This is a genomic window from Mycobacterium sp. E3305, assembly GCF_001666785.1.
Lineage (GTDB): Bacteria > Actinomycetota > Actinomycetes > Mycobacteriales > Mycobacteriaceae > Mycobacterium.
Genome location: NZ_LZJA01000118.1, coordinates 1 through 10,879, shown reverse-complemented (window position 1 = coordinate 10,879; position 10,879 = coordinate 1). Strand labels below are relative to the sequence as shown.

The 10,879-nt window shown below is 67.0% G+C and carries 9 protein-coding genes and 2 pseudogenes; 4 read left to right on the top strand and 7 right to left on the bottom strand.

From position 1 onward, the window contains the following. Positions 1 to 263 (bottom strand): annotated as a pseudogene (locus tag A5701_RS10760) (2-keto-4-pentenoate hydratase); the annotation flags it as partial. 72 nt (positions 264 to 335) lie between these two features. Here A5701_RS10760 and kstD point away from each other — a divergent pair. From kstD to A5701_RS10740, 4 genes are all read left to right on the top strand, one after another. Next, positions 336 to 2,018: a 3-oxosteroid 1-dehydrogenase gene (gene kstD, locus A5701_RS10755; RefSeq protein WP_067752400.1), complete on the top strand. Its 1,683-nt coding sequence runs from the start codon at positions 336 to 338 to the stop codon at positions 2,016 to 2,018. Then, positions 2,018 to 2,878, top strand: coding sequence for a MaoC/PaaZ C-terminal domain-containing protein (locus A5701_RS10750; protein ID WP_067752397.1), 861 nt, complete (start codon positions 2,018 to 2,020; stop codon positions 2,876 to 2,878). The genes kstD and A5701_RS10750 overlap by 1 nt, the downstream gene beginning before the upstream one ends. Positions 2,879 to 2,933: 55 nt before the next feature. Further along, entirely contained in the window at positions 2,934 to 4,688 is a 1,755-nt protein-coding gene (locus tag A5701_RS10745) for a patatin-like phospholipase family protein (protein WP_067752394.1), read from the top strand. Positions 4,689 to 4,841: 153 nt separating this feature from the next. Further along, the gene (locus tag A5701_RS10740) at positions 4,842 to 5,789 is read left to right on the top strand and encodes an adenylate/guanylate cyclase domain-containing protein (RefSeq protein WP_067752391.1); all 948 of its coding nucleotides are present in this window, start codon (positions 4,842 to 4,844) and stop codon (positions 5,787 to 5,789) included. 83 nt (positions 5,790 to 5,872) lie between these two features. On the opposite strand, the gene A5701_RS10735 is transcribed toward A5701_RS10740, so the two are convergent. The 6 genes and pseudogenes from A5701_RS10735 to A5701_RS27405 form a co-directional block, all read right to left on the bottom strand. After that, entirely contained in the window at positions 5,873 to 7,042 is a 1,170-nt protein-coding gene (locus tag A5701_RS10735) for a lipid-transfer protein (protein WP_067752388.1), read from the bottom strand. Continuing rightward, positions 7,042 to 7,443: a MaoC family dehydratase gene (locus tag A5701_RS10730; protein WP_067752385.1), complete on the bottom strand. Its 402-nt coding sequence runs from the start codon at positions 7,441 to 7,443 to the stop codon at positions 7,042 to 7,044. The genes A5701_RS10735 and A5701_RS10730 overlap by 1 nt, the downstream gene beginning before the upstream one ends. Then, positions 7,440 to 8,405, bottom strand: coding sequence for a bifunctional MaoC family dehydratase N-terminal/OB-fold nucleic acid binding domain-containing protein (locus tag A5701_RS10725; RefSeq protein ID WP_067752382.1), 966 nt, complete (start codon positions 8,403 to 8,405; stop codon positions 7,440 to 7,442). Before A5701_RS10725 ends, A5701_RS10730 begins: the two co-directional genes overlap by 4 nt. Beyond that, a complete protein-coding gene (gene fadE29 / locus A5701_RS10720; protein WP_067752379.1) occupies positions 8,402 to 9,565 on the bottom strand; it encodes an acyl-CoA dehydrogenase FadE29 in 1,164 nt (387 codons plus the stop codon). Before fadE29 ends, A5701_RS10725 begins: the two co-directional genes overlap by 4 nt. Then, on the bottom strand, positions 9,556 to 10,569 hold the full coding sequence (locus A5701_RS10715) for an acyl-CoA dehydrogenase family protein (protein WP_067752376.1): 1,014 nt from the start codon (positions 10,567 to 10,569) through the stop codon (positions 9,556 to 9,558). The genes fadE29 and A5701_RS10715 overlap by 10 nt, the downstream gene beginning before the upstream one ends. Beyond that, positions 10,569 to 10,879 (bottom strand): annotated as a pseudogene (locus A5701_RS27405) (hypothetical protein); the annotation flags it as partial. The pseudogene A5701_RS27405 and the gene A5701_RS10715, both read right to left, overlap by 1 nt.

Below are 10,879 nucleotides of genomic sequence, written 5' to 3'. Positions count from 1 at the left end.
TGCATCTCGTCGAGCAAATGCCCGTAGTCCGGCTCGTCGACCCCCATCATCTGCTGGATCGCCTTCGACGACAGGCCGACCTTATGGCCCAACACGCGGGCTCCCTCGGCCACCCGCTGGCGGATGTTGATCAGCTGGATCTCATAGGCGTCGACGACGTCGATCTCCGGATGAGCGGCGGTCAGCGGAGCGATCGGTGAGCGGCTCCGCTCAGCCTGCGCCAGGTCGGCAGCAAGCTCGTCTCGTGTCGCAACACTGAGCATCTGCAGAAGTCCCCTCGTTCGTGTGACCGGCCCAGTAGCGCCCGGCCCGGGCAATTCTATAACGTGTTCTACATGACAGCACAGGAGCTCGACGTCGTCGTGGTCGGCAGCGGCGGAGCCGGCATGGTAGCTGCGCTTACCGCCGCTCACCGGGGCCTTTCCACAGTAGTCATCGAGAAGGCTGCGCACTTCGGCGGCTCGACCGCCCGCTCGGGTGGGGGCGTCTGGATTCCCAACAACGAGGTGCTCAAGCGTGACGGCGTCCGGGACAACCCGGAGGCGGCCCGGACCTACCTGCACGGCATCGTCGGCAACGTCGTCGAGCCGGAACGCATCGACACGTACCTCGAGCGCGGACCCGAGATGCTCTCGTTCGTGCTGAAGCACACCCCGCTGAAGATGTGCTGGGTTCCGCGCTACTCCGACTACTACCCGGAGGCGCCGGGCGGCCGCGCCGAGGGACGTTCGATCGAGCCGAAGCCGTTCGACGCGCGCAAGCTGGGCGCCGACATGCCCGGGCTCGAGCCGGCATACGGCAAGGTGCCGCTCAACGTCGTTGTGATGCAACAGGATTACGTGCGGCTGAACCAGCTGAAGCGCCACCCTCGGGGTGTGCTGCGCAGCCTGAAGGTCGGCGCCCGCACGATGTGGGCGAAGGCGACCGGTAAGAACCTCGTCGGCATGGGCCGGGCGTTGATCGGCCCGCTGCGGATCGGGTTGCAGCAGGCCGGGGTCCCGGTGCTGCTCAACACCGCGCTCACCGACCTGTACGTCGAGGACGGCGTCGTGCGCGGAGTCTACGTTCGCGACACCGGCGCGTCGGAGTCGTCGGAGCCGCGGCTGATCCGGGCGCGGCGCGGGGTGATCCTCGCCTCCGGTGGTTTCGAGCACAACGAGCAGATGCGGGTGAAGTATCAGCGCGCGCCGATCACCACCGAGTGGACCGTCGGCGCCAAGGACAACACCGGTGATGGCATCGTCGCCGCCGAAAAGCTCGGCGCCGCACTCGAACTGATGGAAGACGCCTGGTGGGGCCCGACCGTGCCGCTGGTGGGCGCGCCGTGGTTCGCGTTGTCCGAGCGCAATTCGCCGGGATCGATCATCGTCAACATGTCGGGCAAGCGGTTCATGAACGAGTCGATGCCCTACGTCGAGGCCTGCCACCACATGTACGGCGGAGAATTCGGCCAGGGCCCCGGGCCGGGCGAGAACATTCCGGCGTGGCTGGTGTTCGACCAGCAATACCGCGACCGCTACATCTTCGCGGGATTGCAGCCGGGACAACGCATTCCCCGCAAGTGGCTGGAGTCGGGGGTCATCATCTCCGCCGACACCCTCGAGGAGCTGGCGCAGAAGGCCGGCCTGCCGGTCGCGGACTTCACCGCGACGGTGGCGCGATTCAACGGCTTCGCCAGGTCCGGCGTCGACGAAGACTTCCACCGCGGCGAGAGCGCGTACGACCGCTACTACGGCGACCCGACGAACAAGCCGAATCCCAACCTGGGTGAGCTCGCCCACGCTCCGTACTACGCTGCCAAGATGGTGCCCGGTGACCTGGGCACCAAGGGCGGCGTCCGCACCGACGTCCACGGCCGTGCGCTGCGCGACGACGGCTCGATCATCGAAGGCCTTTACGCCGCAGGCAATGTCAGCGCCCCGGTGATGGGTCACACCTACCCGGGTCCGGGCGGGACCATCGGCCCGGCGATGACGTTCGGCTACTTGGCCGCGCTGCACATTGCGGGGGAACGCTGATGCCCATCGATGTAGACGTCGCACTGGCCGCCGAGCTGGACCCGATCGATTTCTCGTGGACGAGCAGCGACGTGCAGCTCTACCACTTGGCGTTGGGCGCCGGCAAGGATCCGATGGATCCACGCGAACTGCGTTACCTGGTTGACGACACACCGCAGGTGCTGCCGACGTTCGGCAACGTGGCGGCGTCCTTTCACATGACCAAACCGCCGATCGTGCAATTCCCCGGCATCGACATCGAGCTGGGCAAGGTGCTGCACGCCAGCGAGCGGGTGGAGGTGCCCGGCCCGCTGCCGCCGTCGGGTTCGGCCCGCGCCGTCACCCGGTTCACCGACATCTGGGACAAGGGCAAGGCCGCGGTGATCTGGAGTGAGACGACCGTCAGCGCGCCCGACGGCACGCTGCTGTGGACGCAGCGGCGGTCCATCTTCGCCCGCGGTGAGGGCGGATTCGGCGGCGAGCGTGGGCCGTCGACGTCGGACGCCGCGCCGGACCGGGCGCCCGACGTGGAGGTGGCGGTGCCGCTCCTGCCGCAGCAGGCGCTGCTCTACCGGCTGTGCGGGGACCGCAACCCGCTGCACTCCGACCCGGATTTCGCTGCGGCCAATGGCTTTTCGCAACCGATCCTGCACGGCCTGTGCACCTACGGCATGACGTGCAAGGCCATCGTCGACACGCTGCTGGACGGTGACGCCGGCGCGGTGGCCGCGTACGGCGCGCGCTTCGCCGGCGTGGCGTTCCCGGGCGAGACGCTGCGCGTCAACCTGTGGAAAGAGGACGGCCGTTTCGTGGCTAGCGTTGTCGCGCCTTCGCGCGACAACGCCGTGGTGCTCAGCGGCGTCGAGCTGGTCCCCGCGTAGCGGCTTTGCGCCGGGCGGACTACCGCTAGACGGCGCAATATGCTTTCGTCCTTTCATGGTCGCTGAAGGGCAGTCGCCCGAGCCGCGTGCGGCCGACGAGCGAACCGCACTGCGGAGCATGCCGATATTCGCCGATATCGACGACGAACAACTCGACCTGCTCACGAAGACCGTAGGTCGCCAGCACGTTCTCGCCAACGAGTGGCTCTTTCACCTTGGGGACCCGTCGGACGCAATCTATGTAATCGCCTCGGGGCGATTCGCGGCCATCGGCATCGACGGACAGGTGCTTCGTGAGATGGCGTCCGGTGACTCGATCGGAGACCTGGGCGTGATCACCGGCGCCGCTCGCTCGGCCGGAGTACGAGCCCTTCGGGACGGCGTCGTCTGGAGGATCGCCGCTGACGCGTTCAGTGAGGTGCTCGCCAAGGCGCCGCAATTGCAATCGGCGATGTTCCGAGCGATGGCGGTAATGCTTCGCGAGTCACGGGCCGCCACCGTCTCTCGCGGTCGGCGGGTCGTCGGCGTGGTGTCGACCGGGGATGCGGTTGCCATGCCGATCATCGAGGCGATCGCGGCACGGCTGAGATCGCACGGTCGGGCGGCCGTCGTCGCGCCGCCGGTCGAAACGACGGCGGCGGCCAATCATTACGGCGAGCTCGTCGAAGCGTTCAGCGAGACCCTCGACCGCGTCGAGCGAAGCAACGATTGGGTCTTGCTGGTGGCCGATCGGGGCTCGGGTGACAGCTGGCGACGCTACGTCACCGCGCAAAGCGACCGAGTCGTGGTCCTTACCGATCAAACCCGTCCGCCGGAAGCGCTCGAACCACCGGTGACGCAAGGGCCGGTCCACCTGGTCACTTGCGGCGTCGTGCCGGACCCGAGCTGGTGGGACCTGCTGCAGCCGGTCTCGCATCACCCCGCCGACGACGACGGAATCGGCGCGCTGGCCCGCAGAATCACCGGGCGCTCTATCGGTCTCGTGCTGGGGGGCGGGGGCGCGCGGGGCCTCGCGCATTACGGCGTCTACGAAGAGCTCACGCGGGCGGGCATCGTCATCGACCGGTTCGGCGGAACCAGTTCCGGTGCCCTCGCCGCCGCCACCTTCGCGTTGGGGCTGGACGCGCGGGATTGCACCGCGGCGGCGCGGAAGTACGTTGCCGAGACCAGGCCGGTCAGCGACTACACGATCCCTGCGATAGCCCTCACCCGAGGTCGCCGTGTCGACCGTCTGATAGAGGGATTCTTCGGCAGCACCACCCTGATCGAGCACCTGCCGAGGGAGTTCTTCTCCGTCTCCACCGACATCATCACGGGCGAACAGATCATCCATCGCCGTGGGCTGCTGTGGGTCGCCGTGCGCGCATCGATCTCGATACCCGGTCTCCTGCCGCCGGTGCAACATCGCGAGCGGCTGCTCGTGGACGGCGGATTGATGAACATCCTCCCGGCCGACGTGATGTGTGCCGACCCCGACGGCGAAGTGATATGCGTCGATCTGCGCACGACGTGGGTGCCGTCGAAGGGCTTTGGCCCGCTGCCGGCGAAGCTTCAGCCTCCCGCGTTCGTCCGGCGGCTCGTGACAGGCACGGATGCGGCCCTGCCTCCGCTGCAAGACACGTTGCTTCGCAGCGTCGAACTCGCGGCCCCCAAGTGGAACCTGCGCGAGCTCCCCCGGGTCACGGCGATCATCGAGCCGGACGTCTCGGCGATCGGTCCACTGGACTTCAAAAACATCGACGCCGCCCTGCAAGCCGGGCGGAAAGCGGCCCGGGCCGCTCTCGAAGCGCAGCCGACGCTCGTTCGCTGAGCGTCGGATACGATTACCCCTGCAGCTAACAGCTCAGCACCTTCAGATGGCAGACGCTTAGTGTGTGCACAGAGTGGTCAGGGCGGGCGTGGCACTCAACGACGGGTCTCGCTCGCACACCCGGCCGTTCGAGTGCGGCGAGGTCGTTAAGCCATGCGCCCCGATTGGTTGAACAAGCCGCTGGCCAATCTGGTCATGCACTTGAACGGCGGCGAGAAGCTCGTGCCGATCTTCGATCAACTATTCGTCGGCCGTCAGTGCGCGGGCATCGACGAAGCGCGCCGGCTGGTTATCCAGGACCCGAACATCTCCCGTAACCACCTCGAGATCCGTCTCGACGTCGTAACCGACCGGGCCTACCTCATCGACACCAGCACCAACGGAACGTTGCTCAACGGCATGCCGCTGGAACGCGCCGTGCAGGTCCCCATCAAGCCCGACGACCAGATCTCGATCGGCGACGTCGTGCTGATCTTCCGATCGGACCGGTTCAATGCAGCGGGGTTGACCAACACCAGCCCGACCCTGACCCGGATCGCCGAGGAGACCATGGTGATGGTGGTCGGCGATATCACCAACTACTCGACGATCTCGGAGGTCACCGGCAACCGGGTGATCGCCCAGAGCCTGAACTATCTGTGGCACGACCTCAACCAGGTGCTGCGCGCCCACCGCGGCACGCTCAACCACTACGCCGGTGATGCGCTGTATGCCGTCTGGGAGCTGCGGACGATTCCAAAGGCCAATGAGCTCGCGATCGACTTCGCGCTCGCCGCGAACCGGAGGGTCGAGGAGCTCGGGCCCACCCTCCCGCTGCGGAGCCCGGACGGCTCGCCGATCCGCATGGGCTGGGGGGTGGTGCAGGGCCGGGCCGCGATCGCCGCGATGACGAGAACGGTCACGGCCGTGATTGGCGACGCGACCAACGTGGCGTTCCGGCTGGCCGGCATCGCCGGGCGGGCCGGGCGCCCGGCCGTGATGGTCAGCAGCCGCGTGCGCGATGCCGTTGAGCCGGAATATGTCTGGGGCCACTCGGAGCAGGTCGAGATCAAGGGCCGGCGCGGCATGGAGACCGTGTATTCGGTCGTCGCGCGTTCTTAGCCGACTGCCGTCGAGTGTGCGGCAGGCCGCACAGTCGAACGCGAACGTGCGGCAGGCCGCACACTCGAACGCGAATGGCAGCGTTAGCCGAGGATGAGGCCCGACGTGGGCACGCCGGTTCCCGCGGTGACGAGGACGTGCTCGACGTCGGGGACCGGGTTGACCGAGGTCCCGCGCAATTGCCGGACACCCTCCGCGATTCCGTTCATCCCGTGGATGTAGGCCTCACCGAGCTGGCCGCCGTGGGTATTGATCGGCAGCCGACCGCCCACCTCGACCGCGCCGTTGGCGATGAAGTCTTTGGCCTCGCCCTTGGCGCAGAATCCCAACTCCTCCAACTGAATCAGTGTGAACGGAGTGAAGTGGTCGTAGATCACGGCGGTCTGAATATCGTCCGGCTTCAGGCCCGATTGCTGCCAGAGCTGCTTGCCGACCACACCCATCTCGGGCAGGCCGAGTTCGGAGCGGTAGTAGCTCACCATGGTGTACTGGTCGGGGCTGGCGCCCTGGGCCGCCGCCTCGATGACGGCGGGCCGCTGCTTGAGGTCTCGCGCCCGCTCCACCGAGGTCACCACGAGGGCCACCGCGCCGTCGGTCTCCTGGCAGCAGTCCAGCAGCCGCAACGGCTCGGCGATCCACCGCGAATTCTGGTGGTCGTCAATGGTTATCGGCTTCTCGTAGAAGTACGCCTTCGGGTTCTTGGCCGCGTGCTTGCGGTCTGCGACCGAGATGGCGCCGAAGTCACGGCTGGTGGCACCGGACCAGTGCATGTACCGCTGCGCGATCATGGCCACCTGCGCGGCCGGTGTCGAAAGGCCATGCGGATACGAGAAGGAGTTGTCGGCTGCCGTCGAATCGGCCTGAGCCCCAGGGGTTCCCGCGAGGCGACTTTGCACCTGACCGAAACGCTGGCCGGACCGTTCGTTGAACGCGCGGTAGGCCACCACGACGTCCGCCAGCCCGGTCGCGACGGCCGCTGCTGCGTGTGCGACGGTCCCGCACGCCGCACCGCCGCCGTAACCCGTCTGCGCGAAGAATCTCAGCTCGCCGATGCCGGTCGCACGCGCCACCGCGGTCTCGTTGTTGCTGTCCATCGTGAAGGTGGTGAGGCCGTCGACGTCCGACGGCTTGAGGCCCGCGTCGTCGAGCGCATCCAGAACCGCCTCGGCCGCCAGGCGCAGCTCGCTTCGGCCGGAATTCTTCGAGAAGTCGGTGGCACCGATGCCGACGATGGCGGCCTTACCCGACAACATTAAGCGTCCCCAATCGTGAGCGTGGCGGTCGCGATGACGTGGTCGCCAAGGCTGTTGCGGCCGAACACCTTCACCGTGATCAACCCGTCCTCCACCGCGGTCACCTCACCTGAGAAGGTTATGGTGTCGTAGGCGTACCACGGCACGCCCAGCCGCAGACCGATCGACTTGATCATCGCGGTCGGCCCGGCCCAGTCGGTCAGGAAGCGCTGTACCAGCCCGGTGTCGGTGAGGATGTTGACGAAGATATCCTTCGATCCCTTGGCCTGGGCCAGATCCCGGTCGTGGTGCACGTCCTGGAAGTCGCGGGTGGCGATGGCCGTCGAGATGATGAAGGTGGGCGTGCCTTCGATCTTGAGCTCGGGCAGCTTCGTACCCACTTCGACGACGGGCGCACTCATGCTTGGGGCTCCCATGCGTACAGGGTCCATTCCGGGCCGGACTCACCGGCGGGAAAGTCGATATAGGTTGCGCGAACAGGCATTCCGATCTTCACCGCGGCAGGGTCGACCCCGCGCAGCTCGCCCAGCATCCGGACCCCTTCCTCGAGTTCGACCAGGGCGATCACGAAGGGCAGCGTGCGCCCGGGAACCTTGGGCGCGTGGTGCACTACGAAGCTGTAGACCGTGCCCGTGCCGCCGGCCACCACAAAGTCGATCGGCTGCTCTTTGTCCTGCCACACCGCCGGCACCGGCGGGTGCTGCAGACTGCCGTCGGGCCGCCGCTGAATGCGCAGCTCGTGTGCCTTGACACCCTCCCAGAAGAACGCGGTGTCCCGGGAAACCGCCGGGCGCATCAGGGCGTCGGCGTCCAAATCCTCGGGAATCGAAGACCGCGCCGTCTCGGATGTCTCGCGCGGCTTGAATTTGAGTATGCGCCATGCCATCTCGGCGACATCCTCGTCACCGACGCGCCAGGTGATGTGCTGGTTGATGAACCAGCCTTCGCCGAGAGCGGTCTGTTTTGGCCCGACCACGTCACGCATCTCGGAGTGCACGGTCACCCGCTCGCCGGGACGCAGATACCGGTGGTAGGTCTGCTCGCAGTTGGTGGCGACCACGCCGACATAGCCTGCGCCGTCGAACAATTCCATGATCGGACCCATGGGATCGTCCGTCGGACGCTCGCCGCCCAGTCCGAACATCGTCCACACCTGGATCATCGCCGGGGGCGCGACAAGGCCGGGATGACCGGCGGCCTTGGCCGCGGCCTCGTCGACGTAGATCGGGTTGCGGTCGCCCAGCGCCTCGACCCAGTTGTTGATGATCGGCTGGTTGACCGGATCCCGGCCCGTGCGGGGTGCGGCGACGACAGTGGACGTGATCTCGGCGACAGCCTTCTTGATGTCGTCCGTGTCGGTCATCGAGGGACCCTCGGCACTTTGAGGCCTGCCGCCGCGATCATTTCTCGCATGACTTCGTTGACGCCTCCACCGAAGGTGATGACCAGGTTGCGCTTGGTTTGCGAGTCCAGCCAGTTCAGCAGCTCCGCGGTGTCCGAGTCGGCCGCGTTGCCATACTTGCCGACGATCTCCTCGGCGAGCCGGCCGATGTACTGGATCCGCTCGGTGCCAAAGACTTTCGTGGCGGCGGCGTCGGCCATGTTGATGTCTTCACCGGCCGCGGCCACCTGCCAGTTGAGCAGCTCGTTGATTCGCCACATCGCGTGGATCTCACCGAGGGCCCGCTTGACGTCCTGGTGGTCGATCGGGGTGATCCCGTCGCTGCCCGGCTTGGACGCCCAGGCGTGCAAGCGGTCGTAGATGCCGGCCGTGCGGCCCGCGGGGCCGAGCATGACACGTTCGTTGTTGAGCTGGGTGGTGATGAGCCGCCAGCCGCCGTTCTCCTCGCCGACCAGCATGTCGGCGGGCACCCGCACGTCGTTGTAGTAGGTGGCGTTGGTGTGGTGGGCGCCGTCGGACAGGATGATCGGCGTCCAGGAGAACCCGGGATCCTTTGTGTCCACGATCAGGATCGAAATGCCCTTGTGTTTAACGGCTTCCGGGTCGGTGCGGCAGGCCAGCCAGATGTAGTCGGCGTCGTGTCCGCCGGTGGTCCACATCTTCTGGCCGTTGACGATGTACTCGTCGCCCTGACGGACGGCGGTCGTCCGCAGGGACGCCAGGTCGGTGCCGGCCTCGGGCTCGCTGTAACCGATCGCGAAGTGCACCTCGCCCGCCAAGATCGCCGGCAGGAACTTCTTTTTCTGCGCCTCGCTGCCGAACTGCTGCAGCGTCGGCCCGACGGTCTGCAGCGTGACCGCGGGCAGCGGAACGTCGGCCCGATGTGCCTCGTTGACGAAGATCGACTGCTCGATGGGCCCGAAGCCCAAGCCGCCGAACTCTTTTGGCCACCCCACCCCGAGCTTGCCGTCGCGGCCCATCCGCCGGATCACCGCGCGGTAGGCCTCGTTGTGCCGGTCCTGCTCCATCGCCTTCATCTCGTCGGACGAGATCAGGTTCGAAAAGTACTCCCGCAGTTCCGCTTGCAGCTGACGCTGCTCCGGAGTGAGGTCTATGAACATTGCGCTCCCACCAGGTCGAGACGATGAGAAGAACCGCCCAGCAGCCGGGACAGGTCCTTGATCGTGGAATAATACCGGTGCATCGGGTAGGTGATGTCCATGCCCATGCCACCGTGCAGGTGATGGCAGGTCTGCATCACCGGCGGGGCCTGCGAAGTGATCCAGTAGCCGAGCACGTCCAGGTCGTCGTCGGCGTCTCGGCCTTCGGAGAGCCGCCACACCACCGACTTGGCCGCCAAATCGATGGTGCGCGAGGCGATGTAGACCTCCGCCAGCTGCGCCGCCACCGTCTGGAACGTGGACAGCGGCTTGCCGAACTGCTTGCGGTTGGCCACGTAGTCCGCGGTGAGGCGCAGCGCCCCGGCCACCAGCCCGTCGGCGTAGGCGCCGACGGCCGCCAAGGCGAGCTGATTGACCCGATGCGCCTGGGCGCCGGCGAGCACATCGGAGTCGCCGACAGCGACGTCGGCGAACGTGACGCTGTACTCGTCCGCACCGTTCGATGTCGGCGTCTTGACCACCGCCACACCGTCGGCCTTCGGCGACACCACCACGACCGCGCTGTCCGCGGTCACGACCATCCAGTCGGCGGATTCGGCATACGGCACAGCCACTTTGGTGCCCGACAGCCGGCCGTCGGCGAAGGTGGTCGACGGCCGGTCGGGCAACGCGGCGCCGGGCTCGTTCAGCGCGGCCGTCAGCACGCCGCCCTTGGCGACCGTGGCCAGGAACCGGTCCTGTTGTTCATCGGACGCCAGGTCAAGCAGCGGCGCCACGCCGAAGCCGAGGGTGGCCAGCGCCGGCGTGATGGCGCCGTGGCGGCCTATCTCGGTGAGCACCGTGGCGACCTCGGGCAGGCCGACGCCGTCGCCGCCGAGGCGCTCGGGCACCGGCAGCGCCGTCACCCCGCCGCTGACCAACGCGTCCCAGCCGAGGTCCCGATCCAGAACGGACGTCACCACATCCGCGACGGCTTGTTGCGTCGCAGTGAGATTGAAGTCCATCAGGACGTCACCGCGGTCTTGCCGGTGTAGTCCACCTGCCAATGCTTGATTCCGTTGAGCCAGCCCGACCGCAGCCGCTCGGGCTCGCCGACCGGCTTGAGGTCCGGCATGTGATCGGCGACCGCGTTGAAGATGAGGTTGATGGTCATGCGGGCCAGGTTCGCGCCGATGCAGTAGTGGGCGCCGGTGCCACCGAACCCGACGTGGGGGTTCGGGTCGCGCAGGATGTTGAAGGCGTGCGGATCAAGAAGGGCGAACGGGTGGTGATGTCCTACCGCTCGGCCAACTTCGACGAAGAGGTCTTCGAGGA